Source organism: Thermus caliditerrae (assembly GCF_021462525.1).
In the GTDB taxonomy this organism is placed as follows: domain Bacteria; phylum Deinococcota; class Deinococci; order Deinococcales; family Thermaceae; genus Thermus; species Thermus caliditerrae.
The window spans coordinates 69,376-91,398 of record NZ_JAKEDT010000001.1 but is presented as its reverse complement, the minus strand read 5'-3'; the positions used below and the strand labels follow the sequence as shown (position 1 = coordinate 91,398).

At 67.8% G+C, this 22,023-nt stretch carries 22 protein-coding genes and 3 riboswitches; of the genes, 9 read left to right on the top strand and 13 right to left on the bottom strand.

Annotated elements, in window-relative coordinates; genetic code table 11:
* Positions 1 to 20 precede the first annotated feature (20 nt).
* Positions 21 to 620 carry a protoglobin domain-containing protein gene (locus L1088_RS00485; RefSeq protein ID WP_038046921.1) on the top strand — a complete coding sequence of 200 codons (600 nt, stop codon included), beginning with the start codon at positions 21 to 23 and terminating at the stop codon, positions 618 to 620.
* A 98-nt stretch (positions 621 to 718) separates the two neighbouring features.
* On the opposite strand, the gene L1088_RS00480 is transcribed toward L1088_RS00485, so the two are convergent.
* Genes L1088_RS00480 through L1088_RS00465 form a run of 4 tightly spaced genes read right to left on the bottom strand, consistent with a single transcriptional unit; the run spans position 719 to position 5,074 of the window.
* Complete coding sequence (locus L1088_RS00480) at positions 719 to 1,525, bottom strand: carbohydrate ABC transporter permease (RefSeq protein ID WP_234553255.1); 807 nt, start codon at positions 1,523 to 1,525, stop codon at positions 719 to 721.
* Positions 1,525 to 2,634: a carbohydrate ABC transporter permease gene (locus L1088_RS00475; protein ID WP_234553254.1), complete on the bottom strand. Its 1,110-nt coding sequence runs from the start codon at positions 2,632 to 2,634 to the stop codon at positions 1,525 to 1,527. Before L1088_RS00475 ends, L1088_RS00480 begins: the two co-directional genes overlap by 1 nt.
* A 54-nt stretch (positions 2,635 to 2,688) precedes the next feature.
* A complete protein-coding gene (locus tag L1088_RS00470) occupies positions 2,689 to 3,924 on the bottom strand; it encodes an ABC transporter substrate-binding protein (protein WP_234553253.1) in 1,236 nt (411 codons plus the stop codon).
* Positions 3,881 to 5,074: an ROK family transcriptional regulator gene (locus tag L1088_RS00465; RefSeq protein ID WP_234553252.1), complete on the bottom strand. Its 1,194-nt coding sequence runs from the start codon at positions 5,072 to 5,074 to the stop codon at positions 3,881 to 3,883. The genes L1088_RS00470 and L1088_RS00465 overlap by 44 nt, the downstream gene beginning before the upstream one ends.
* A 120-nt stretch (positions 5,075 to 5,194) precedes the next feature.
* Positions 5,195 to 5,353, top strand: a riboswitch (cobalamin riboswitch).
* A gap of 131 nt (positions 5,354 to 5,484) precedes the next feature.
* On the opposite strand from L1088_RS00465, the gene L1088_RS00460 reads away from it, so the two are divergent.
* Genes L1088_RS00460 through L1088_RS00435 form a run of 6 tightly spaced genes read left to right on the top strand, consistent with a single transcriptional unit; the run spans position 5,485 to position 10,396 of the window.
* On the top strand, positions 5,485 to 6,339 hold the full coding sequence (locus L1088_RS00460) for an ABC transporter substrate-binding protein (RefSeq protein ID WP_234553251.1): 855 nt from the start codon (positions 5,485 to 5,487) through the stop codon (positions 6,337 to 6,339).
* Positions 6,340 to 6,342: 3 nt separating this feature from the next.
* Positions 6,343 to 7,371, top strand: coding sequence for a FecCD family ABC transporter permease (locus L1088_RS00455; RefSeq protein WP_234553250.1), 1,029 nt, complete (start codon positions 6,343 to 6,345; stop codon positions 7,369 to 7,371).
* The gene (locus L1088_RS00450) at positions 7,358 to 8,110 is read left to right on the top strand and encodes an ABC transporter ATP-binding protein (protein WP_234553249.1); all 753 of its coding nucleotides are present in this window, start codon (positions 7,358 to 7,360) and stop codon (positions 8,108 to 8,110) included. Before L1088_RS00455 ends, L1088_RS00450 begins: the two co-directional genes overlap by 14 nt.
* Positions 8,091 to 8,426, top strand: coding sequence for a hypothetical protein (locus L1088_RS00445; protein WP_234553248.1), 336 nt, complete (start codon positions 8,091 to 8,093; stop codon positions 8,424 to 8,426). The genes L1088_RS00450 and L1088_RS00445 overlap by 20 nt, the downstream gene beginning before the upstream one ends.
* A 45-nt stretch (positions 8,427 to 8,471) precedes the next feature.
* Entirely contained in the window at positions 8,472 to 9,209 is a 738-nt protein-coding gene (locus L1088_RS00440; protein WP_234553247.1) for an SDR family oxidoreductase, read from the top strand.
* Positions 9,210 to 9,232: 23 nt separating this feature from the next.
* Positions 9,233 to 10,396 carry a serine hydrolase domain-containing protein gene (locus tag L1088_RS00435; protein ID WP_234553246.1) on the top strand — a complete coding sequence of 388 codons (1,164 nt, stop codon included), beginning with the start codon at positions 9,233 to 9,235 and terminating at the stop codon, positions 10,394 to 10,396.
* Here L1088_RS00435 and L1088_RS00430 read toward each other — a convergent pair.
* From L1088_RS00430 to L1088_RS00390, 9 genes are all read right to left on the bottom strand, one after another.
* Positions 10,381 to 11,400 carry a threonine aldolase family protein gene (locus L1088_RS00430; RefSeq protein WP_234553245.1) on the bottom strand — a complete coding sequence of 340 codons (1,020 nt, stop codon included), beginning with the start codon at positions 11,398 to 11,400 and terminating at the stop codon, positions 10,381 to 10,383. The two genes, L1088_RS00435 and L1088_RS00430, sit on opposite strands and share 16 nt — an antisense overlap.
* Positions 11,401 to 11,404: 4 nt before the next feature.
* Entirely contained in the window at positions 11,405 to 12,064 is a 660-nt protein-coding gene (gene mntR / locus L1088_RS00425; RefSeq protein ID WP_234553244.1) for a manganese-dependent transcriptional regulator MntR, read from the bottom strand.
* Between the two features lie 24 nt (positions 12,065 to 12,088).
* Positions 12,089 to 12,997, bottom strand: coding sequence for a DUF72 domain-containing protein (locus tag L1088_RS00420; RefSeq protein ID WP_234553243.1), 909 nt, complete (start codon positions 12,995 to 12,997; stop codon positions 12,089 to 12,091).
* Between the two features lie 19 nt (positions 12,998 to 13,016).
* The gene (locus tag L1088_RS00415; RefSeq protein ID WP_234553242.1) at positions 13,017 to 15,470 is read right to left on the bottom strand and encodes a thioesterase domain-containing protein; all 2,454 of its coding nucleotides are present in this window, start codon (positions 15,468 to 15,470) and stop codon (positions 13,017 to 13,019) included.
* A 1-nt stretch (position 15,471) separates the two neighbouring features.
* Positions 15,472 to 16,053, bottom strand: coding sequence for a hypothetical protein (locus L1088_RS00410; protein ID WP_234553241.1), 582 nt, complete (start codon positions 16,051 to 16,053; stop codon positions 15,472 to 15,474).
* The gene (locus L1088_RS00405) at positions 16,038 to 16,775 is read right to left on the bottom strand and encodes a COG1470 family protein (protein WP_234553240.1); all 738 of its coding nucleotides are present in this window, start codon (positions 16,773 to 16,775) and stop codon (positions 16,038 to 16,040) included. Before L1088_RS00405 ends, L1088_RS00410 begins: the two co-directional genes overlap by 16 nt.
* Positions 16,776 to 16,849: 74 nt before the next feature.
* A complete protein-coding gene (locus L1088_RS00400; RefSeq protein WP_234553239.1) occupies positions 16,850 to 17,458 on the bottom strand; it encodes a hypothetical protein in 609 nt (202 codons plus the stop codon).
* Between the two features lie 139 nt (positions 17,459 to 17,597).
* Positions 17,598 to 17,933 (bottom strand): hypothetical protein, encoded by a 336-nt coding sequence (locus L1088_RS00395; protein WP_234553238.1) that lies wholly within the window; start codon positions 17,931 to 17,933, stop codon positions 17,598 to 17,600.
* Positions 17,934 to 18,013: 80 nt separating this feature from the next.
* Positions 18,014 to 18,099, bottom strand: a riboswitch (cyclic di-GMP riboswitch).
* A 72-nt stretch (positions 18,100 to 18,171) separates the two neighbouring features.
* A riboswitch (cyclic di-GMP riboswitch) is annotated at positions 18,172 to 18,255 on the bottom strand.
* A gap of 75 nt (positions 18,256 to 18,330) precedes the next feature.
* Positions 18,331 to 18,669 carry an ArsR/SmtB family transcription factor gene (locus L1088_RS00390; RefSeq protein WP_234553237.1) on the bottom strand — a complete coding sequence of 113 codons (339 nt, stop codon included), beginning with the start codon at positions 18,667 to 18,669 and terminating at the stop codon, positions 18,331 to 18,333.
* Positions 18,670 to 18,836: 167 nt separating this feature from the next.
* On the opposite strand from L1088_RS00390, the gene L1088_RS00385 reads away from it, so the two are divergent.
* Together L1088_RS00385 and L1088_RS00380 are read left to right on the top strand one after the other, a co-directional pair.
* A complete protein-coding gene (locus L1088_RS00385) occupies positions 18,837 to 19,319 on the top strand; it encodes an arsenate reductase (azurin) small subunit (protein WP_234553236.1) in 483 nt (160 codons plus the stop codon).
* 12 nt (positions 19,320 to 19,331) lie between these two features.
* Positions 19,332 to 21,917, top strand: coding sequence for an arsenate reductase (azurin) large subunit (locus L1088_RS00380; protein WP_234553235.1), 2,586 nt, complete (start codon positions 19,332 to 19,334; stop codon positions 21,915 to 21,917).
* Positions 21,918 to 22,023: the final 106 nt, after the last annotated feature.

Below are 22,023 nucleotides of genomic sequence, written 5' to 3'. Positions count from 1 at the left end.
CTTCTGCTATCCTCGGGAGCATGACTGAGAAGAACCTGGCCCGGTTTTACCAGGCCGCCCAGGAGGTCTGGAGCCAGCTTCCTCCCCAGGCCCGGTTCCGCCCTTTGGAGGACGGCAAGGTCCTGGCCCGCCACGCCGCGCTGATGGAGGGCTGGACCGAGCCTTTGGTGCAGGGCTTTTACGACACCCTCTTCGCCCACCCGGCCACCGCCAGGGTTTTCCGGGAGGGGGAGCGCCCGGCGCGGGAGAAGACCCTAAGGGACTGGTACCTGCGCACCCTTAGGGGCCCCTTCAACGGCCAGTACTTCGCCTGGCAGGCCCTGGTGGGCCTGGTGCACCTTCGCCGCGGGGTAACCAACGCCATGATGGCCGCCATGTGGAACTGGGTCACGGGGGAGGTGGCCAAGAGGGCCCGGGAGAGCCTTCCGCCCGAGGAGGCCCGGGCCCTAGAGGACGCCTGGCGCCGTTTGGCGTTTACCGTCATGGCCCTCATCGCCGAGGAGTACCTGGAGGCGTACCTCGAGGCCCTGGCCCTCACCTGGGGCGAGGACCCCCGCGCCTTCGTCGCCAAGGCTCAGGAGGTTGCCGCCCAGCTTTTGGCCAAGCTTAGTCCCACCTAAGCATCCGCACGCAAAGGTTGCCCCATCGGCCAAAGCCAAAGCGGCTTGCTCATGCCCTCTTTGGGGCCCCCGTCGTGGCTTACGCCACAACGGGGTAGTTAGCCCTTCACCGACCCTGCCAGAAGCCCCCGCAGGAAGTACCGTCCCAGGAAGATGTAGACCAGAAGCGTGGGCAAGGCGGCCAGGAGGGCTCCGGCCATGGGCAGGTTCCACTTCACTGCCTCGCCCCCCGCCAGCTGGGCCAGGGCCACGGTGATGGGCTGGCTCTCGGGGCGGGTGAGGGTCACGGCGAAGAGGAACTCGTTCCAGATCTGCGTGAACTGCCAGATGGCCACCACCACGAAGGCGGGGGCGGAAAGGGGCAGGACCACGTGGCGGAAGATGCCGAAGAAGCCCGCCCCGTCGATGCGGGCGGCCTCCACCAGCTCGTCGGGGATCTCCGAGTAGTAGTTTTTGAAGATCAGGGTGACGATGGGGATCCCGTAGACCACGTGCACCAGGATGAGCCCCCAGAGGGTGCCGTAGAGCCCGATGGCCTTCACGAACTGGAAGAGGGGGATGAGGATGCTCTGGTAGGGGATGAACATCCCGAAGAGCATGAGGGCGAAGAGGAGGTTGGAGCCCCTGAAGGGCCACTTGGCCAGAACGTAGCCGTTGAGGGCCCCCACCAGCGCGGAAAGGGCCGTGGCCGAGAGGGCCAGGACCGCGCTGTTTTGGAACTTGGGCCGGAAGGCTTCCCAGGCGACTTTGAAGCTTTCCCAGTACACTGGGTCCGGCCAGCGCCATACCGTGTCCAGGGTGATCTTGGCAGGCTCCTTGAGGGCGGTGAGGAGCACCAGGTACACGGGGAGCAGGAAGAAGAGGGTGGCGAGGAGGAGAAGGCTGTAAAGGAGGATCCGCCCCATCACCGCCGCACCTCCTTTCGGAGCTGGCTCGCCAGGTAGGGGATGACCACCACCGCCACCAGGAGGAGGAGCAGGATGCCGATGGCCGCACCCTTGGCGAACTGGTTCCCCCGGAAGGCCAGGAGGTACATGTAGATGGCGGGCACATCCGTGGGGGCGTAGTCCAGCCCGGCCATGGCGAAGATGAGGTCAAAGATCTTCAAGGCGATGTGCCCCAGGACGATCATGGCCGAAAGGGTGATGGGGGCGAGGAGGGGGAAGATCACGTGGCGGTAGGTCTGCCACTCGCTGGCCCCGTCCACCTTGGCCGCCTCCAGCACCTCCACCGGGATGCCCCGTAGCCCCGCCAGGTAGAGGGCCATGGTGTAGCCCGACATCTGCCACACCGCCGCCAGGATCACCCCCACCAGGGCCAGGCTGAAGCCGTGGGGCTCGGGGTAGGGCAGAAGCTGGACGTGCCGCCCTAGCGTGAAGGCCCAAAGGAGGAGCACGCTTGCGGAGAGGAGGCTCCAGAAGCGCCGCTTCCCTTCCCCTGCCCGGTGGGCCTGCCAGCCCAGGTAAAGGAGGACCAGGCCCACCACGAAGGCGGTGTAGAGGGGAAGCTGGTTCCAGTCAAAGACCAGGACCTGCGCCCGGGTAGTGAGCCAGGGAAAGCCGAGGGGGGGTAGGCCGAAGAGGGTGGGCAGGACGTTCACGCCCCCCTGCGGCTGCAAGAGCCAGCGCCAGATGGTGCCGGTGACCACGAAGGAAAGGGCCATGGGGAAGAGAAAGACGGTGCGGAAGAAGCCTTCCCCTTTGGGCCCCCGATCTAGGGCCACCGCCAAGAGGAGGCCTAGGCCCAGGCTCCCCCCCATGAAGAAGAGGGTGAAGAAGATGAGGTTCACCACGCTCTGGCGGAAGCGGGTGTCCACGAAGCCGGTGAAGAGCTCCCGGTAGTTCTCCAGGCCCACGAAGCGGAGTTCGGGCCTTAGGGCCAGGGCCTGGGCGGGGTTTTTCCCCCAGTCGCTGAGGGAAACCCAGACGTTTTGCCCGATGAAGCCGTAGACGAAGATGCCCACCGCCACCAAGGAGGGGAGGAGGACCAAGAAGGCCGTGATGCGGTCGCGCATAAGTCCTTTGGGGAAAAGCCCGTGGGGGCTAAAGCCCCCACGGGCCAAGGGCCCCTAGCGGCCCAGACCCACCTGGTTGGCGATGGCCTGGGCGGCGTTGGCCGCCGCTTGCGGGTTCTTGCTCTGCAAGAAGATCTCCATCACCGTGCCGAACTGGCTCATGAAGCTTTCGGGTGCCACCGCCCCGTGCACCAAAGAGCCCACGATGCGGTTCGTCTTCCAGTCCTTCATGGCCGATTGGCCGTAGGCGTTGTACTTGGCGGGGTCAGAGTCCAGCCTTGCGGCGATGGAGCCCTTGAGGGGGTTAAAGGCGTCCTGCCCTTCCTTGGAGCCCACCAGCTTAAGCCAGTTGAGGGCGTTTTGCCGGTTCTTGGCCCCCTTGGGCAGGCCGAAGGAGTCGGAGAGCATCATGAAGATGCCGGAGGTGCCGGGGGAAGGGGCCCAGGCGAAGTCGGTGCCGGGCTTGAGCTTCAAGGTGGTGCTCATGTAGCCTGCGGCCCAGTCGCCCATGATGTTGAAAGCGGCTTTGCCCTGCACCACCCGGTCCACCGCCTGCTGCCAGGAGAGGCCGGCGGCGTCCTTGTTGGCGCAGTCCAACACCTTGCCGAAGGTTTCCCACACCGCCACTGCCTTGGGGTCGGTGAACTTCAGCTTGCCGCTCCAGAGGTTGGCCCAGCCGTCCGCGCCCAAGGTGGCCAGGGCCACGCTCTCCCAGAGGTGCTGCTGGGTCCAGTTCTCCCCCAGGGCCAGGGGCGCCTCGAGGCCCTTCCGCTTCAAGGTCTGGCAGGTGGCGAGGAACTCTGCCCAGGTCTTGGGCGGGGTCACGCCCCACTCCTTGAGCTTGGCGGGCATGTACCACATGACGTTGGAGCGGTGGATGTTCACCGGCACGCTCCAGATGCCGCCCTTGTAGGAGAGGAGGTCAATGAGCCCCTTGGGGAAGGCCTGGAGCCAGCCCTCCTGCTTGAAGAGGGCGGTGAGGTCCTCCATGCGGTCGGCCACCACCCAGGTGCCGATGAGCTCCTGTCCCGCGTGCACCTGGAAGGTGTCGGGCGGGTCGCCGCCCAGCATGCGGGTCTTCAGCACCGCCTTGGCGTTGACCCCGGCGCCGCCGGTCACAGTGGCGTTGATCACCTCCACCCCGGGGTACTTCTGCTTGTAGAGCCGGATAAGGGCTTCCAAAGCCGGACCCTCGTCCCCTGCCCACCAGGAAAAGATCTCCAGCTTGCCCGTTTGGGCCAGGGTGCTAAGCCCCAAGGCCACGCCGATCGCCAAAAGCCACTTCCTCATACCGACCTCCATTGCGACGTGGGCGTTCCGCCCACAGGCCGCCCAGCTCAAAAAACCTCGCCAAAAAGAGGCTGGCCCCGCCTACCGCTGGGGCCAGGTGGCCGTAGACCGAAGGGCGCACGGGGAGGTCCTGGTGGGCCTCCAAAAAGGCGTGGGCCCGAAGGGACTGACGCAGGGGGCCTTCCAGGTACGGGAAGAACTCCGCCGCCTTTCCCCCTACCACCACCAAGGCGGGGTCGTAGGCCACGGCCAGGTTGGCCAGGAAGCGGCCCAAGGCCTCCCCTAGGTGGCGGACGGCCTCGAGGGCCTTGGCCTCCCCCTCCTTGGCCTGCTGGAGGAGGGCCTCGAGGTCCTCCGCCTGGCCTCCCAGGGCCTGGTGGTGGGCCAGGAGGTTGCCCAATCCCAGCTCCGTTTCCAAGCACCCCCTGCGGCCACAAGAGCAGGTTTTTTCCCCCTGGCCCAGCCAGTGGCCCACCTCCCCTGCGGCCCCGCCTGCTCCCCGGAGGAGGCGGCCTTCGGCCACCACCCCCACCCCCAAACCGGTGCTCAGGACCAGGTAGGCCAGGTTGGCCTCCCCGTGGAAGAAGACCTCAGAAAGGGCCGAGGCCTTGGCGTCGTTCTCCGCAGCCACCGGAAGGGGAAACTCCTGGAGGAGAGGCTTGAGGTCCAGGCCACGCCAGCCCAGGTTGGGGGCCAGAAGGAGGCGGTCTTCCACCACCACCCCAGGCAGGGTGAACCCCAGGCCCAAGGGCCCAGGCACGTGGGGCCAGACCTCGGCAAGAAGCCGTTCCAGACGTTCCTTGGGACCAGCCTCCCGGGGGTGGCGCCACTCCTTGGCCCACAGGACCTCCCCCCGCCAGTCCAGGGCCAGGAGCACTGTCCCCTCCACCCCGAGCTCCGCTCCCAGGGCGAAGCGGGCCCGGGGCCTGAGGTGCAGGAGGGTTCCGGGGCGGCCCAAGGGGGGAGAGGTGGAAGCCCCTTCCGCCACCAGGCCTTCCTGCAGGAGCTCCTCCACCAGGCGGCTCACCGCGCTCTTGGCCAGGCCTGTGAGGCGGGATAGGTCGGCCCGGGTGAGGGGGCTCTTGCGCAGGTATCCCAGGATGGCCCTGCGGTTCAGCCTGCGGATCTCCTGCGTGTCGCCCTTGCGCACACACCCCCCTTTAGTTCGTTCTCGGCACTAAGTAAAGCACGGGCGTGTCCTGGCGTCAAGGCCTTGCCAGTTCCCGGCCTTAGGCCTTAGCCTTTCCCTAAGGCCCGCTAGGGCCCCAAAGCCAGGTCCCGTTGCCCTGGTGCCTGGGCGCGTAGTCCAGGCTTAAAGTGGGGAAGTCCGGTGCAAGTCCGGCGCTGTCCCGCAACGGTAACCGGCCAAGCTCCGTGGCTCGCTTCGCAGGCCGGAAGCCCGAATACCTGCCAGGGCCGCCCGTCAGACCCCAAGGCGGGCACCTCACGCGGATGGGGGAGCGATGGGGGCTTAAGAGCCTTTTGAGCCCCTGCCGCTTTCCGGCAGGGGCTTTCCCTACCTCCCCCGGGCCTGGTCCTAGCGGCCTTAGGGAGGTAGGCATGAAGAAGCTACTGCCGTTTCTGACGGTCCTTCTGGCGCTGGCCTTCGCTTTTCCCCTGACCCTCACCGACGACCTGGGGCGCACGGTCACCCTCAAGGCACCCCCCAAGCGCATCGTCACCATGCTTCCTTCGGTGACCGAGACGGTGTGCGCCCTGGGGGCCTGCGACCGCCTCGTGGCCACCGACGACTACTCCGACTGGCCCGAGCGGGTAAAGGCCCTGCCCAAGGCCGGGGGGCTCTACAACCCCAACCCCGAGCTCATCGTGGCCCTTAAGCCGGACCTGGTGCTGGTTTCCAAGTACGGCCGGCTTTACGAGACCCTGGAGCGGGCAGGTCTTACCGTGTACGCGGTGCGTACGGAGACCTACGAGGACATCTTCCGCACCACCCGCACCTTGGGGAAGCTCCTGGGCCTCGAGGGCCAGGCGGAGCGCCTGGTGGCCCAGATCCAGCGGGAGGTGTACCAGGAGGAGTCCCGTGCGGCCAAGGCCACGACCCGGCCCCGGGTTTACTACGAGATCGACCCCACCCCCTACACCGTGGGCCCGGAGAGCTTCATCGGGGTCTTGATCCAGAAGGCCCGGGGGGTGAACATCGTCCCCAAGGAGCTGGGTCTTTTCCCCAAGATCGCCCCGGAGTTCGTGGTGGAGAAGAACCCCGAGGTGATCGTGGCCACCTACCCAGGTGCCCTGGAAACCATCCGGACGAGGCCTGGATGGAGCCGGGTGCGGGCGGTCCAGACGGGGCGCATCTGCGTGTTCACTGGGGGCCAAGACAGCCTCCTGTCCCGCCCAGGCCCCCGGGTGGCCCAGGGGCTTAGGCTTCTGGTGGACTGCTTCCATGGACGCTAGGCCATGACCCAGGCCCTTCCTTTGGCCCTTAGGCGGAGCCTGGTCCTCCTGTGGCTGGTTTTCCTTCTGCTTGTGGCCCTGGTGCTGGGGGTGGCCCTAGGCACGGTTAGCCTTTCTCCCCTCGAGGTGGTTCAGGCCCTCTTGGGCCAGCGGGAAAACCCCATTGTCACCGAGATGCGCCTGCCCCGGGTCCTGGGGGGGATGCTGGTGGGGGCGGCTTTGGGGGTGGCGGGGGCGGCTTTCCAGGGGCTTTTCCGCAATCCTCTGGCCGACCCCTACCTCATGGGCTCCGCCTCGGGGGCGGCCTTCGGGGTGACCCTTTTCGCCACGCTCCTCGGGGGGCTTTCCCCCTCTTTTGCCCAGCATGCCGTATTCCAGTCCCTGCCCTTCTCGGCCACGCTCTGCGGCTTCCTGGGTGCCCTCCTCGCCACCTTGCTCACCGTGCTTCTGGCCGGGGGGGTGGCCCGTACCGGGGAGCTGGTCTTGGCCGGGGTGGTGGTGGGGAGCGTCCTTACCGGGCTTACCACGTACCTGATGCTCCAGGACGCGGACCGGGTGCGGGCGGTCTTCGCCTACACCCTGGGCAACCTGGCCTTTCTGGGCTGGCCTGCGGTGCGGCTTCTCCTTTTCTTCCTGGTCCTGGCGCTCCCCCCCCTGCTCTTTCTGGGCCGGGTGCTGAACGCCTTGCAGCTGGGGGAGGAGGTGGTGCGGAGCCTGGGGGTGCCCCTCACCGGGGTGAAGCTCCTCCTCCTCTCGGCGGTAAGCCTCCTCACCGCCGCGGCGGTGGCCCAGGCGGGCATCATCGGCTTTGTGGGCCTCATCACCCCCCATCTCCTTCGCCGCTTCCTGGGGGAGGACTACCGCCTACTTCTTCCTGCATCCGCCTTGGGGGGAGCGGCCCTTTTGGCGCTGGCCGACCTCCTGGCCCGCACCCTGACCCGGCCGGCGGAGCTCCCCGTGGGGGTGGTCACCACCCTTTTGGGAGGGCCTTTTTTCCTCTACCTGCTCTGGAGGCGGCGTGAAAGGGCTTGAGGCCAAGGGGATCCGTGGGCCGTTCGCCCTCCTGGGGGTGGACCTGGCCGTAAGGCCGGGGGAGTGGTTGGCCCTTTTGGGGCCGAACGGTTCGGGGAAGAGCACCCTCCTTAGGGTGCTAGCCGGGCTCCTCCGCCCTGGGGAGGGCAGGGTTTGGTTGGAGGGGAAGCCCCTCAGGGCCTATGGAAGCTACCCGCGGGCCCGCCTCTTGGGCTATTTGCCCCAAAACGGGCCGTATCCCGAGGGCCTCCTGGTGGAGGAGGTGGTGCGTCTTGGGAGGCTCCCCCACCAGGGGCTTTGGGGACGGGAAAGACGGGAGGACTGGGAGGCGGTGGAGTGGGCCCTCGAGGTGACCGGTACCGCTGCCCTCCGTCAGCGCTTCCTGGGCACCCTCTCCGGAGGGGAGCGACAGCGGGTTCTCCTGGCCCGGGCGCTGGCGGCCAGGCCCCGCTACCTTCTCCTGGACGAGCCCACCACCTTTTTGGACCTGGAGCACCAGGCAGAGGTCCTCGCCCTCTTGCGGGGGCTTTCCCGCATGGGGGTGGGGGTGCTTTCCGTCCTCCACGATCCCAACCAGGCGGCCTTGGCCCACCGGGTGGCGGTGCTCAAGGGAGGGAGGGTTATTGCGGAAGGGGAGCCTCAGGCAGTGCTCACCGAGCCTTTTTTGCGGTCCCTTTACGGTCCCCAGGTGCGGGTGCGCCTCATTGAGGGTAGACCCCATGTCTACTTGGACGGATAGGGCCAGGCTCACCGTGCGGGGCCGGGTCCTTCTGCTGGATCTGGGGGAGGAGGTGGGTTTCTACACCGAAAGCGGCCCTCGGAGGGCCCGCTACCTCCTGGTGGGACGGCTCTCCCCGGTGGAGGCCCTCAGGCTGGGCCTGCCCCGCCAAGGGGTTCTCCACTACCCCCTGGCCGTGGACCCCCTGGACTTTGAGTGGGAGGGGGAAACCCTGGTCCTACCGGGCCTCCGGGTGTACCTGGGGGGCGCGCCGCCCTTCGTGGAAACCCCCTACTTCGCCTGGCGGGTGTCGGCCTTGACGCCTAAGGCCCGGTAAGGGTAGGGTGGCCTTACCGACCGTTCGGTCGTGAGGAGGTGGCGCGTGCGGCTCAAGGACAAGGTGGTTCTCATCACCGGAGCAGCCCACGGCATCGGCCGGGCCACCCTGGAGCTCTTTGCCAAGGAGGGGGCCAGGCTGGTGGCCTGCGACCTGGAGGAGGGGCCGCTAAAGGAGGCGGCGGAGGCCACGGGGGCTCTGCCCGTGGTCATGGACGTGGCCGACCCGGCCTCAGTGGCGGCGGGCTTTGCCCGGGCCTTGGGGGAGCTGGGCCGCCTGGATGGGGTGGTGCATTACGCCGGTATCACCCGGGACAACTTCCACTGGAAGATGCCCCTGGAGGACTGGGAGGCGGTGATCCGGGTGAACCTCACGGGGAGCTTCCTGGTGGCCAAGGCGGCTAGCGAGGCCATGCGGGAGAAAAACCCCGGCTCCATCGTCCTCACCGCCTCCCGGGTCTACCTGGGCAACCTGGGGCAGGCCAACTACGCCGCCGCCAAGGCGGGGGTGGTGGGGCTCACCCGCACCCTGGCCCTGGAGCTTGGGCGGTACGGCATCCGGGTGAACGCCCTGGCCCCCGGGTTCATCGAGACCCGCATGACGGCCAAGGTGCCGGAGAAGGTGCGGGAGAAGGCCATTGCCGCCACCCCCTTGGGCCGGACGGGGAAGCCCCTGGAGGTGGCCTACGCCGCGCTTTTCCTGGTTTCCGAGGAGTCCAGCTTCATCACCGGCCAGGTGCTCTTCGTGGACGGGGGCAGGACCCTTGGGGCGGCGCCCGCCTGAGGGGAAGGCCTCTGGGGGGAACCGTGGACTTCTCCCGTCTGGAGGCTTACTTAAATGACCAAGTCGCCCAGGGGCTTCTTCCGGGGTACGTGGCCCTGTTGGCCCGGGATGGCGAGGTGGTCTACCAGGGTGTGGGAGGGTACCTGGACCCTGGCAAGGGCCTGCCCATGCGGGAGGACGCCCTCTTCCGCCTCTACTCCATGACCAAGCCCTGGGTCTCCTCCCTGGCCCTCAGCTTCGTGGAGGAGGGGGCGCTTTCCCTGCTGGACCCTGTGGAGCGGTACCTGCCCGAGTTTTCCCGGCTCCACGTGGGGCGGGAGGCGGGGGAGGAGGTGGTGCCCGAGCCCCTGAGAGCGCCGGTTACCGTTTATGACCTTCTGCGCCACACGGCGGGCTTCACCTACGGGGTTTTCTTCCGCTCCCCGGTGAAAAGGCTCTACCTGGAGGCGGGGGTGGACCGGTTTGACCTGACGCGGGAGGAGTTTTTGGAGCGCCTTTCCGCCCTCCCCCTCCGCTTCCAGCCGGGGGAGGCCTTTGAGTACGGGATGGCCACCGACGTGCTGGGGCACCTCCTCGAGGCCCTTGCCGGCAAGAGCCTGGCGGACCTCCTGGCGGAGCGTGTCTTCGGCCCCTTGGGGATGCGGGACTCGGGGTTTCAGGCCCAAGACCCCGCCCGCCTGGCCCAGCCCTTCCCCAAGGACCCGGAAACGGGGAGGTCCATCCGCCTCCTCCCCCTGGAAATGCCCCCACCCCGGTATGCCGGGGGGATGGGGGGCGTGGGGACGGCTTGGGACTACCTGCGCTTCCTCGAGGCCTTGCGCACCGGAAGAGGGCTCCTCCACCCCCGCTTGGCCCGCCTCATGACCCAGGACCACCTGGGCCCCCTGGCCCAGGCGGGCATGCACCGGGGCCTGGAGTATGGCCCGGGCCCCGGCTACGGCTTCGGCCTGGGGGTGGCGGTGCGCCTAGGGGAGGCGGGCCTGGCCCCTGGAAGCCCTGGGGACTGGTACTGGTGGGGGTTTGCCGGCACCTTCTTCTTCGTGGACCCCGCCTTTGGCCTCACGGCCCTCCTGCTGGCCCAAGCCCCTAGCCTCCTTTCCGTTTTGGAGCCGGAGAGGGCCCTCCACTCCCGGCTTGGGGCGAGGCTTGGCCTCGCCTTCCGCACCCTGGTCTACGCCGCCCTTTGAAGGGCGGCCTCGATGCGGGTCAGGGCCTCGGGAATGTCTTCGTCCTTTAGGTCCCGGTGGGTCACAAAGCGCACCCGTCCCCCCACCGCTCCCGCCAGGACCCCGTGGGCCTCGAGGCGCTCCAGGAAGCCTTGGGGGTCTTCCACCTGGACGTAGACCATGTTGGTCTGCACTGCTTCCAGGTCCACCCCAAGCCCCAGCCGGTGGAGGCCTTGGGCCAGGGCCCGGGCCATCTCGTGGTCCCGCTTGAGGAGCTTGGGCCCTTCGGTGAGGGCGATGAGCCCCGCCGCCGCCAGCACCCCCGCCTGCCGCCAGCCACCCCCCAGGAGCTTGCGGTAGCGCCGGGCCTCGGCTTCCAGCGCCTTGGGCAGGAGGAGGAGGCTCCCTACTGGGGCCCCCAAGCCCTTGGAAAGGGACACCATGGCCGTGGTGAAGCCCCGGGCCAGCCGGGCGGGCTCCACCCCCAGGTAAGCGGCGGCGTTGTGCAGGCGGGCCCCGTCCAGGTGGGTGGGGAGGGCGTGGGCTTGGGCCAAGGCCAGGAAGGCCTCCTGCACCTCCAGGGGCACCACGGTGCCCCCCGCCAGGTTGTGGGTGTTCTCCAGGGCCAAAAGGCCTGTGGGGGCCTGGAAAGGACCCAGGTGGATGGCGTTTTGCAAGGCCCTGAGGTCTGGCACCCCTCGTGGGGCGGGCACGGGCCGCACCAGGGCGCCGGAAAGCAGGGCGGGGGCACCCAGCTCGTACTCGTAGAGGTGGGCCCCTTCGGGAACCAGGACTTCGCTTCCCCGCCGCAGGTGCAGGAGCAGGGCCACCTGGTTGGCCATGGTGCCCGTGGGGAGGAACAGGGCCCGCTCAAAGCCCAGCACCTCTGCCGCCAACTCCTGGAGGCGGTTCACCGTGGGGTCTTCCTCGTAGACGTCGTCGCCCACCTCCGCCTCAGCCATGGCCCGGCGCATGGCCGGGGTGGGGCGGGTGAGGGTGTCGCTGCGCAGGTCTATGGGGTTCATGCTCCTAGGCTACCCCCTCCACTCCCACCGCCTGGGCCAGCTCGGTGGGTAGCAGGTAGACCTCCCCCGCCACCTCCACCCGCACCCCGCCCTCCTTTCCCAGGATGCGTAGGTGCTTCCCTGGAACCAGGCCGAGCCGCCGGAGAAGGTTCAGGGTTCCCTGGTCTTGGGCCAAGGCCCGCACCACCTTGGCCTCCCCCAAGGGGGCTTCCGGGAGGGGAAGCGCCCGCACCTCGGGCAGGGCCAGCTCCCGGGTGGGGATGGGGTCCCCGTGAGGGTCAAAGGGGGGGTGGCCAAGAAGCTCGGCGATGCGCTCCTCAAAGGCTTCGCTGATCACGTGCTCTAGGCGCTCCGCCTCCTGGTGCACCTCCTCCCAGCCGTACCCCAAAGCCCGGTGCAGGTAGGCCTCCAGGAGCCGGTGGTGCCGCAGCACCTCGAGGGCCACCCTGCGCCCTGCCTCCGTTAGATTCGCCCCTTGGTAGGGGACGTGGACCACCAGGCCCAGGGCGGCGAGCTTTTTCAGCATCTCCGTCACCGAAGGGGGCTTGACCTGCAGGCGGTGGGCCAAGGCTTGGGTGGGCACCGGGCCCTGCCGCTCTGCCTCCAGGAGGAAGAGCTGCTTCAGGTAGTCCTCCTGGGCTTCGGATAGGGGAGGGCGCGCCATTCCCCTCAAGGTAGCACGAAGACCTTATGGCAGAAGGCCCTTGGGCCACGGCGGGGGCCCTAGGCCGAGCAGGCGCTTGAGGCCCAAGGCGGCCTCCACCCCTTGGGTGCCGTAGTTGTTGTTGAAGGTGACGTAGACCCTTTCCGCTCGCTCCGCCAGGGTGAGGGTGGCCTGGGCCAGGTCCTGAAGCTCCTCCTCCGAGTAGCGCCAGTTGAAGCGCTCGTAAGGTTTGCTGTGAGGGCCTTTCCAGGCCTCGGCGTTCCGGCCGTGACACCGCAGGACGGCCACGGGGTGGGTGGGCTCCAGCACCCGGGGCGGGGCCTCGGGGTGGGGCGGGGCGTCCACGCTCACGTGGACCAGGCCCAGACGCTTCAGCTCCCGCCGCACAAAGCCCCAGGCCACGTACCATTTGGGGTTGCGGAACTCCACCGCTACCAGGTAGCCTTGGGTCCTTTCCGCCAGGTGCTCCAGGTACTGGAAGCTCCGGGGTTTGGGCTCGGTCCAAGGGGGAAGGCCGAAGTGCAGGTAGCCCAGCTTGCCTGCTTCCCGGAGGGGGGAGAGGGCGGCGAAGAAACGGTTCCAGGCTTCCTCCACCACCTCCTCCGGCACCTCCCGCTGGGCCAGGTGGCCCTCCCTGCGGGGCAGGAGGGCGCGCAGGTCCTTCGGGAGGGCTTGGGCCTCGAGGCCGTGCCCCGTGAAGGCGGAGTAGGCCTTCACGTGGAAGAGGAAGCCTTCCGGCGTCCTTTCGGCCCACTTGGCCACCACCTCGAGGCGGGGCAGGGCGTAAAAGGTGCTGTCCACCTCCACGGTGTCGAAGTGCTCCGCGTAATAGCGGAGGCGCTTTTCCGGATGGTTGCGCACCTCGGGCGGGTACCAGCCGGAGGCCAGAAGGGTTTCGTCCGTCCAGCTGGCGGTGCCCACGCGCACATTCACCTTGCCCTTAGTGTAGGCCCTAGGGGTGGCTGACCAGGAGCCTGAGCTGGACCTGCACCCGGCGGTCCCCCTGCCAGGCGCTCACCAAAAGGCTCAGGCCCCACCAGCGCTCGCTCACCGCCGCCGCCTCCGCGAGGAGCTCGGGGGTGAGGACCAGGGTGCCTTGGAAAAGGACTCCTCCGTCCTCGCCCAGCCCCTCCGCCCGCGAGAGGGGAAGGTGCCTGCCTCCCGGCAGGACCACCTCCGCCCCTTCCGCGGGGAAGCGGGCCCGCACCCCCACCAGAACCCCTTGCCCAGGGAGCGCCCTGGGAGGGTCCAGGCGGACCTCCAAGAGGGGTCTCTTCCCGTCCACGGGCAGGAGCACCTCCTTTTGCCAGCCCTCCCCCCTCAGGCGCAGGCGCAAGGGGCCTTCCGCTTCCCAGGGCACCTGGAAGGCCAAGGCCTCCTCCCCCCGGAGGGCCTTTCGCAGGAGGAGGGCCTCCCCCTCGTAGACCTCCAGGAGGCCGGGGGAAGCCCCTCCTTGCCAGCGGAGGCGGACCACCTCCCCTGGGGCCGCCACCTGGGGCTCCACCGCCACCTCCGGGGCCAGGGGAGCTTCGGGAACCTCCAGGGGCCTGGGGGCGAAGCGCACCTGCGCCTCCACCCTTTCCAGGGGGGGAAGCTCCACCTCCGCTTCCTCCCCCAGGAAGCCGGGGGCGGCTTCGGGCAGGAGGCGGTACCGCCCTGGGGGCAGGAGGGCCTGCCCCCCGCAGGGCAGGAAGGTTCCCACCCCTCCCAGGACGTGGGCTCCCCGCCCCTCCCCCTCGCAGGCGAGGGCGAGGAGGGCCCCAGGGGGCAGGGAGAGGCGCAGGGGCTCCCCTGGCAGGGCCAGGGCTTCCCCCGGCAGGGCAAGGGACTCCGGAGGCGGCTGGACCCGCACCCTGGCCCCGCCCCGCGGCAGGTAGAGGCGGAACCGCCCCTCCCCGTCGCTCACCGCCAGGCGGTACCCCCCGGTGACCCTGGCCCCTGGGAGGGGCCTCCCCAGCACCTCCACCACCCCCTCTGCGGGGAGCCACTCCCCACCCCCCAGGGCCAGGGACACCTCCTCCGGCACGGGGAGGCTTAAGGCGTAGGCCCCGGAAACCTCCAAGCGGCTTCCTGTCGGGCCCAGGGCCCCGGCAAGCCGCAAGGACCAGGGCCCTTCCCCGTAGGCGAGGCGCCCCTCCAGGGAAGCCCCGGCAGGGGAGAGCCCCGCCCCCACCTGGAAGCCGAAATCCCCCGCGCCTCCCCCCAAGGAGAGGCTCAGGCCCAAAGCGGTCCCCAGGCCCCCCCTGAGGCCCAGGGTGAGCCCCTCCAGGGGGAGGGCCACCCCGCCGGAAAGGCCGAAGCTGCCCGCGCCCAGGAGAACCTCCCCGTGGTAGGGAAGCCCCTCCAAGCGCCCGTAGGCCAGGGCCCGCAGGCGCCACTCCGGGTAGAGGAAGGCCTCCAAGGAGAGGCCGGGGAGGCCCGCCCCCAGGACCAGCCCTCCCTCCCAGGCCAGGCGGTAGAGGGCATCCCCTTCCAGGTACTCCAGGCGGAAGGAAGGGCTTCCGGCGAAGGCCCCTTGGAGGGAGAGCCCTGGGCGGGCGTAGGCCCCCTTCAGGGCCACTGGGGAGGCCTCGAGGCGCACCACCTCCCCCCCTTGGCGCCACTCCCCCTCCAGGGCCCAGGGGTAGGCCAGGCCCAGGGAGAAGGGGCCTTCCCGGTAGCGGAGGGCCAAGGCGGGCAGGGTGCTGGCCTCGAGGGCGTAGGGCCCCAGGGCCAGGCCCACCCTGGCGGAAAGCGCGCTTTCCGCCTCCACCCGCAGGGCGAGGGAAGCCTCCCGCGCCAGGGCCCCTTGCAGGGAGAAGGCCCCCCAGGGCCCAGGGAAGCCCCCCTCCAGGAGCCCCGCCAGGCGGTAGGGGGGTGGCCCGCCCTCCCCCTCCACCCGCACCAGGTACCGCCGCTCCTCCCGCCCGTCCGAGAGGAGGAGAAGGAGTTCCCCCGGCTCCAGGCCGGAGAAGAAGGCCACCTGCTTCTCCCCTGGGGCCAGGGCCACCTCCTGGGGCGGGAGGAAGATCGCACTCTCCCTGGCGGAGGCCAGGCGTACCCGTAGGGGCACGTTGCCCCGGTTTTCTAAGGCCACGGCCAGGCTCCCTTGGGCCTTGGCGGGCACCTCCGCCAAAAGCCTCCGCACCTCCGGCACCCGCACCTCCTGGCACCGCTCCACCTCCCCCTGGCGGAGGCAGACGGGGTAGGCCCCAGGGGGCACCTCCAGGGGCACCTCCAGGACCGCCACCGCCAAGCCCTCGGCCCTTTCCGGGAGGAGGAGGGGGCGGAAGAGCTCCACCTGCCAGGACAGCGGGCCTTCCCCCAGGCCAGGGAAGACCAGGGTCAGGGCCTTGCCCGGCTCGGCGGGGAGGCCTTCTCCCAGGGCGAGGCCCAGGGCCAGGAGGAGGGGGAGGAGGAAGCGCATCTCAGTCCCCTTCCAGGACGTAGGTCAGGCTTAGGCTGCCGCCCGTGGGGAGGGTGGGGAAGGCGTCGCCAGGGTCCAGGCGCAGGTAAAGCCAGAGGGCAAGGGAAACGGTGCTGTTGGGCCCCACGCTGGCCAGGCCCCCGTTGTCGGGCAAGTTGCCGATGGGCGTGGGGGTTGGGGCGTGGTTGACGGCCAGGGTGCCGCTTACCACCTGGACCTGCACCAGAAGCCGATCGGGGGCAGTGAGGGGAAGGGGCAGGCTCCCCGACACCCCGGAGAGGCGCAGGCAGTAGGTGTTTCCCGCCCCGCAGACCGTCCCTCTCTTGCCCTTGTTCCGGGTGCGCACCTGGCAGGAAACCGCCTGTCCCCTTTCCCCCACCACCTGTGTGGGAAGGAAGCTGAGGGCGCTTCCCAGGTCTAGGAGGTGGAGGTAGCCCGCCAGGCTGGCCACGGGGTAGCCGTTGAGGAAGGTGAGGGGGCCTGGGTCGGAAAAGTCAAAACGCACCTCCGTGGCGTCGCAGGTGACGGAGGTCTGGGCCAGGGCGGGGAGGAGGAAGAGGAGAAGGGCTAAGGCACGACCCATACTCCCTCCGCAGCGTAGCGCCCGTGGGCGCTTTCCAGTACCAGGACCACCCGGTAGCGCCCTGGGGATAGGGGCTTGTCCGGTTCCAGCGTGAGCTTCCTCCTCCCCCCAGGCCACACGGGCACCTCCTCCAGGCGCAGGCGGGCCGCCTCCTTTCCCTCCCCGTCCAGGACCAGGGCCTCCCCGCTCACCCGCTGGAGGACGTTGCCGGGGTTTTCCAGGACCACGGGCAGGCTCCCCCCTTCGCCTCCGACCCCCACCCGCAGGGCGGGCTTCTCCGTGCCCCGCAGGGTCACGTACACCGCCAGGCCGATCTCCGGGCGCAGGGCCACCTGGACCCCGCCCTGGCGGCTCAGGCGGGGCTGGGCGGTGAAAACCACCAGGCAGGCCAGGGTTCCCTGGCCCTCAGGGGCCTTCCCCTCCACCAGCATCTCGGCCCGGCCTTGAGGGGGCACGGTGAAGGCGGTGGGGCGCACCTGGAGGGCCCGGCACAGCTCGCCTCCCGCAGGAAGCTCCTCCACGCCCCCGTCCTCCCGCACCCGGAAGGGGGAGAGGCGCACCGTCAAGGGCTCCTCCCGGGGGAGGCCGTTTTGCACCTGCACGGGGAAGGAGAAGGCTTCGCCGGGGGCCAGGGAAAGCTCCACCCTGGCGGGGGAGAGGGTCAGGCTTACCTGGGCGAGGGCGGTGGTGAGAAGGAAGGCGAACACGAAGGCTTTCCGCATGGCTCCCTCCATCCTACGGCAAGCGCCCCCAGGGCCAGGGGGCGTCTGGGGGCGCGCTCATGCCTGAGGTCCGCTTAGGGGCTGGTGAGGGTGTAGTTGATGGTGATCTGGGAATTGTAGCCCGTGAGGGGGATGTCGTCGTTGATGTCCATCTGGAGCAGGTAGTAGATCTTGTAAACCGACCTGCCCTGGCCGCCGGCGTCAGCTTTGAAGAGAGTCAGGGGAGCGCTCAGCGTGGTGAGCGCAGAAGTCTGGGAAGTTCCCTTGCCGCTATCCTTCTCTGCGAACACGCTCACCCGGCTGTTGCTGAGGGGGCCTGCCAGGGAGCCGCCGATGCTGGAGATGCTCACCGTCCACTGCGCCCGGTTGGTGCGCACGGTGGCGGTGGCGTAGTCGTTGCTCCCCGCCCCCGTCACGCTGGTGGGGGCGAAGGTCTGGGTGCCTGTGGCGGTGTCGATGAAGGCGTTGTAGGCGGCAAAGGAGGCTTTGGTGTAGTCGTTACCGTTTACCGTCACCTTTTCGTTCCCGGTCAGGCTGCCGTTGCTGAAGTCGAAGATGAAGTCGCTGGCGTCGATCTCCAGGCTGAGGATGGAGGGAATGGTGACCGACACCGTGTGGCTGTCCGTGGTCTGGGCCAGGGCCAGACCTGCCAAGAGGGCCATGAGTGCAACCAGCTTGCGCATGCTCCACCTCCAAAAAGGTTCGGGGCCGGTTGCGCCACTGGCTCCCCCTCGTCCCTTGGCGCCCATGTTGGGATGCGAGGGATCCACACCTCCCCTACAGGTTTCATGTTAGCAAGTCATGTGAAAGCCGTGTGAAGGTTCAGCCCTTTGGACGCAACACGAGGCGGACCTCCGCCCCCGGGGGCACGGTGACGGCAACCTCGAGGCGGCCCCGGCCCTCGAGGGTCTGGGCTAGATGGGGGGGCCCCTCCAGCGTCAAAGTCCAGGCGGTGTTGGCCACTACCCTCACGGTGTAGTGGCCTTCGCCGAGGATCAGGGGTGGATGGGGTGCCAGGGCGTCCACCCGCAGACCCAATTCCTTCACCTCGAGGTGAAGGATGGGGGGGATGCGGATCGAAAGGGTATGGCCATCCCCCTGGGATCCCCAGCTTCCACAGGCCACCAGCACCAGAAGCACCGTTAGGAGCCTAAGCACGCCCACCACCTCCCACAAACACGCCGCTGGACGCGGCTCCTTGGGGGAGGTGGCGCAAGGGTCGGCGCGGTGAACATATCCCAGCGTCCGGCCGGTTGCGCCACTGGCTCCCCGTGTCCCTTGGCGCCCATCTTGGGTTCCACGGTTCTTCGCCTCCGAACGCCCTAAAAAGCCTTAGGGCCAGGCTGGGCGCCTGGCCAGCTGAGGTCAAAGCCCAAGGGGAAGAGAGGAAATCTAGCTTTACCTCGGCCGGTTGCGCCACTAGCTCTGCCTGTCCCAGGCGCCCACATACAGGACAGGCTTCAACGCCTCCGAGGTCTTTAGGGGGCTACCGCCCCTTGCTTTCAGTATACATGGATGTTATGAAGACCCGCAAATCCACGGGATGCTGGTCAGCCTAGACCGCTTTGGTCGATACCTTGGCGGCATGGTGGGCCAGATTGAGGAGCTCATGCCCGAGAGCCTCGAGGGCGCCAGGGCGCAGGCGGAAGTAGGTCCAGCGCCCCACCCGAACTCCTTCCACAAGGCCCGCTTCCCGTAGGAGCTTCAGGTGGTGGCTCACCGTGGGGCCCGAGAGGCCAGTCTTCTCCTTCAGATGGCAAAAGCAGACCCCATAGGCAGTGCCACAGCGAGGGTCGTAGGCGGTGTGTTCGTCGGGGAGTTCCGCCAAGAGGCGGACGATGGCCATCCGGGCGGGGTGGGCCAGGGCCTCGAGGCGGCGCAGGGTGAGGTCCACGGTTGCCAGTATAGCCGGCAAGGAACGTAGGAGCAGGGGCAAAGCCCGGGGAGCGTCGCCGCCTCATACCTTACAGGGGTAATGTAGAAGGATTGCGATAGGAGTTGACAAGTGTCCCTTCTGTTTGATATAGTTCAAATCGAACCACCCAAAGGGGGTGAAAGCATATGACGCAAACGTTGACCCGCAGGCGCTTCGTGAAGGTGACCGTTGCCGCCACCGCGGTCTTTACCGCGGGAGGCCGGGCCCAACTGTGGTATGCTCCGAGTCTCACTTATCCGGCGGTCAAGGTGGCCAACCTTGGGCAGATCCGCACGGGTCAGCCCATCGGCTTCAGCTACCCTGATGCCTCTACCCCGGCCATCTTGGTCAAGCTGGGCAGGCCGGCCATCGGGGGGGTAGGGCCTGGGCGGGACATCGTGGCCTTCTCAGCCCTTTGCACCCATATGGGCTGCCCTGTGCAGTACGAGAATGGCCGCTTTCTCTGTCGTTGCCACTACTCCATGTTCGACCCCGCCAAGGCCGGGCAGACCTACCAGGGCTTGGCCAGCTCCTGGCTTCCCCAGATTCCTTTGCGCATAGACGGCAAGGGTGATATTTACGCGGTGGCTGTGGCCGGTCTCATCTGGGGCCGGGTCAAGAACGTGTAGGAGGTGTAGGGTATGGCGCTTATTCCTCGAAGGGACCAGCTTCCCATTCCTCCCAAGAACGCTCGGGTGCACAACACGGTGTGCCAGTACTGCAACGTGGGTTGCGGCTACAAGGTGTACGTTTGGCCCGTGGGCGAGCAGGGCGGCTTGAAGCCCAACCAGAACGCCTTTGGCCTGGACCTCTCCCAGGCCCAGCCGCCCTTGGCCGGCCAGAGCTACACGGAGACCATGCACGCCATCACCGTGGGTAAGGACGGCCGCCAGTACAACGTGGTGATTGTTCCCGCCAAGGACAGCCCCATCAACCGGGGTAACTACTCCATCCGGGGCGGCACCAACGCCCTCACAGTCTGGAGCCTGGACCGGGGCACTCAGGACCGGCTTGAGTATCCCCTTCTCCGAGTAGGAGATCAGTTCCAGGCCATCACCTGGCAGGACGCCCTCACCCTAATGGCCGGGGTCATCAAGGGCATCCGCGACCGTGACGGCAACGACGACAACATCGCCGTGAAGTGTTACGACCACGGGGGCTCGGGCCAAGGGTTTGAGGACAACTACGGGGCGGGTAAGCTCTTCTTCAGCGCCCTTTCGGTGAAGCACATCGCCATCCATAACCGGCCTGCCTATAACTCCGAGGTGTGGGGCAGCCGCGAGCGGGGGGTGCACGAGCTCAACTACACCTATGAGGACGCCCGGCTGGCCGACACCATTGTTCTCTGGGGGGCTAACACTTATGAAACCGCTACGGTGTTCTACGCCGAGCACATGCTCCCCAACATCCAGGGGAACACGGTAGCGGAGAAGCAGGAAGCCTTCGACCGGGGTGAGCCGGCAGAGCCAGGCTACCTGATCGTGATCGACCCGCGGAAGACCTCTTCCTACACCATCGCCGAAACCGTAGCCAAGGACCGGGTCCTTCTCCTTCAGCCCAACCTGGGCACGGACTACATCCTGGCCAACGCCATCGCCCGCGTGGTCTGGGAGCGGGGCTATTACGACATGGCCTACCTAGAGGCCCGCACCGACATGAAGCTTTTTGAGGAGTACAAGCAGAAGAGCCTCAAGCTTCAGGTGCCCTATGCCGAGTTCATGGCCCAGGTGGAGCGGATTACCGGGGTGCCCCGGGCCCAGATTGAGAAGGCTGCGGACTGGATCGCCAAGCCCAAGGCGGGCCGCTTCAAGCGCCGCACCCTCACCATCTACGAGAAGGGCATCATCTGGAACATGAAGAACTACGACCAGGTGGCGGCCATCGTGCAGCTGGCGGTCCTCACCCACAATATCGGCCGCCCGGGCACGGGCTGTGGCCGTCAGGGCGGGCACCAGGAGGGGTACGTGCGGCCTCCTGCCCCCACCCCGGGCTCCATCTACCGGGGTGGCCCCCCTGTCAACGTGGATAAGTTCCTCACGGATGGCAAGGGCAAGTTCTACTGGGTGATCGCCAACGACCCTTATTTGTCCACGCCAAACGCCCAGGTCTTCCGCAAGCGCATCCACGAGCGCACGGAGAAGCTCACCAAGGCCCTGGGTGCGGGTGGGGAGCCTGGAACCATCCAGGAACGGGTGAAGAAAATCCTGGACGTGCTCTACTCCGACCCCGATGCCCTTTTCATGGTGGTCCAGGATATCTACATGACGGAAACCGCCCGCGACGCCCACCTGATCCTGCCCGCGGCCGCCTGGGGCGAAGCCAACGACACCTCCATCAACTGCAACAGCCGCCTCCTGCGCCTCTACGAAAAGTTTATGGACCCGCCCGGCGAGGCCAAGCCCGACTGGGAGATCTTCAAGTGGGTGGGCTTGCGAATCGCCGAGCTCTACCGGGCCGAGGGCAAGACCCAGGAGGCGGCCAAGTTCGAGTTCGGCAAAAACTGGAAAACCGATGAGGATGTTTTCCTGGCCGGGGCGGAGGAGTTCGGCGACAACCGGGTGGGCGAGGAGGACGAGGCCAAGCTGGAGCCGGAGAACTACAAAGGGGTCACCTACAAGTTCCTGAAGGAGGTGGGCCAGCAGGGCATCCAAACCCCTGTTCGCCGGGATCCCAAGACCGGGAAGCTGGTGGGCACCGTGCGCCGTTACACCCACAAGTTCGGCACCCCCGACGGCAAGTTCAAGTGGTACGGCACCGATGACTGGGAGGGCTATCCCGTTGAGGTTGCCAAATACCTGGAAGGGGAGAAGACCAACCAGTATCCCTTCTGGGTCACCACGGGGCGGGCCCAAACCATCTGGCAGACTGCTTACCACGACCGCCGTCTGCCCGAGAAGTCCAGGGCTCTCCCCTTGCCGTATGTGGAGGTCAACCCGCAGGATGCCAAGCGGCTCGGCCTCCAGTCCGGGGACCTGGTGGAGGTTTACAACGAAGAAGGCAACGGCACCTTCATGGTTTACGTGACCGATGCGGTGAAGCCGGGAATGCTCTTCCTGGTCATGTACCACTGGCGGGGTACCTCCAACTCCCTGGTCTCGGGCTACACCGATCCCAAGACCACCATTCCTTGGTACAAGGGCACCCGGGCCAACCTCCGCAAGGTGGCAGGGGCCATTCCTTCGGTGCTGCAGACGGCTAGCCTCCTGCAACAGAACAAGTTTGACTAAGCCCTAACGCTCGCCTATCCCCGCCCCACAGGGGGCGGGGGCCTCCTTTTCCTCCGGACCCGACCTGGGGGTGTCAGGACTCGGTCATGTGGCGGCCCGGGTTTTG

Excerpts from the sequence above, each read along its gene's own strand:
- L1088_RS00485 (WP_038046921.1), top strand. The coding sequence starts at position 21 with ATGACTGAGAAGAACCTGGCCCGGTTTTACCAGGCCGCCCAGGAGGTC.
- L1088_RS00480 (WP_234553255.1), bottom strand. The coding sequence starts at position 1,525 with ATGGGGCGGATCCTCCTTTACAGCCTTCTCCTCCTCGCCACCCTCTTC.
- L1088_RS00475 (WP_234553254.1), bottom strand. The coding sequence starts at position 2,634 with ATGCGCGACCGCATCACGGCCTTCTTGGTCCTCCTCCCCTCCTTGGTG.
- L1088_RS00470 (WP_234553253.1), bottom strand. The coding sequence starts at position 3,924 with ATGAGGAAGTGGCTTTTGGCGATCGGCGTGGCCTTGGGGCTTAGCACC.
- L1088_RS00460 (WP_234553251.1), top strand. The coding sequence starts at position 5,485 with ATGAAGAAGCTACTGCCGTTTCTGACGGTCCTTCTGGCGCTGGCCTTC.
- L1088_RS00455 (WP_234553250.1), top strand. The coding sequence starts at position 6,343 with ATGACCCAGGCCCTTCCTTTGGCCCTTAGGCGGAGCCTGGTCCTCCTG.
- L1088_RS00445 (WP_234553248.1), top strand. The coding sequence starts at position 8,091 with ATGTCTACTTGGACGGATAGGGCCAGGCTCACCGTGCGGGGCCGGGTC.
- L1088_RS00430 (WP_234553245.1), bottom strand. The coding sequence starts at position 11,400 with ATGAACCCCATAGACCTGCGCAGCGACACCCTCACCCGCCCCACCCCG.
- mntR (WP_234553244.1), bottom strand. The coding sequence starts at position 12,064 with ATGGCGCGCCCTCCCCTATCCGAAGCCCAGGAGGACTACCTGAAGCAG.
- L1088_RS00415 (WP_234553242.1), bottom strand. The coding sequence starts at position 15,470 with ATGCGCTTCCTCCTCCCCCTCCTCCTGGCCCTGGGCCTCGCCCTGGGA.
- L1088_RS00410 (WP_234553241.1), bottom strand. The coding sequence starts at position 16,053 with ATGGGTCGTGCCTTAGCCCTTCTCCTCTTCCTCCTCCCCGCCCTGGCC.
- L1088_RS00405 (WP_234553240.1), bottom strand. The coding sequence starts at position 16,775 with ATGCGGAAAGCCTTCGTGTTCGCCTTCCTTCTCACCACCGCCCTCGCC.
- L1088_RS00400 (WP_234553239.1), bottom strand. The coding sequence starts at position 17,458 with ATGCGCAAGCTGGTTGCACTCATGGCCCTCTTGGCAGGTCTGGCCCTG.
- L1088_RS00385 (WP_234553236.1), top strand. The coding sequence starts at position 18,837 with ATGACGCAAACGTTGACCCGCAGGCGCTTCGTGAAGGTGACCGTTGCC.
- L1088_RS00380 (WP_234553235.1), top strand. The coding sequence starts at position 19,332 with ATGGCGCTTATTCCTCGAAGGGACCAGCTTCCCATTCCTCCCAAGAAC.